This is a genomic window from Psychrobacter sp. PP-21, assembly GCF_033790785.1.
Taxonomy (GTDB): Bacteria; Pseudomonadota; Gammaproteobacteria; order Pseudomonadales; family Moraxellaceae; genus Psychrobacter.
On record NZ_JAMYEB010000084.1, the window covers coordinates 1 to 455 of the forward strand.

Annotated in this window: 1 protein-coding gene; it reads left to right on the forward strand. The window is 65.5% G+C overall.

Features of this window, described 5'->3' with window-relative positions; all coding sequences use genetic code 11:
* Window positions 1-455 (forward strand): hypothetical protein (locus NJD71_RS13660; RefSeq protein ID WP_319052442.1); only part of this gene is annotated, 455 nt, incomplete at both ends.

Genomic DNA, 455 nt, shown 5'->3' on the forward strand with positions numbered 1-455 from the left:
CCCTTCTACGTCGAGCGTCATGGCTATGGCGAGACGAGTTACTGGGACGTCTCCTACTCGGCCGTACCCGACGACGATGGCTCGGTCGGCGGCGTGCTCTGCATCGTCTCCGAAACCACCGAGCGTGTTCTCGGCGAGACGCAGTTGCGGGCGAGCGAAGCGCGCTACCGGGAGCTCAATGCCACGCTCGAGCAGCGCGTAACCGAACGGACCGCCGAGCGGCACCTGCTTGCCACGATCGTGGAAACCACCGACGGGCAGATTCAGGCCCTCGACCTCGACTATCGCTGGCTCGCCATCAACACGGCTTGCGCCGAGGCTTATGAGCGCATCTACGGCAAGCGGCCGAAGGTCGGCGATTCCCTGCATGAATTCCTCGCCGACCGGCCCGAGCATCTCGCTGCGGCAACCGCGATCTGGACCCGCGCGCTGGGCGGCGAGGCCTTCACCAATAT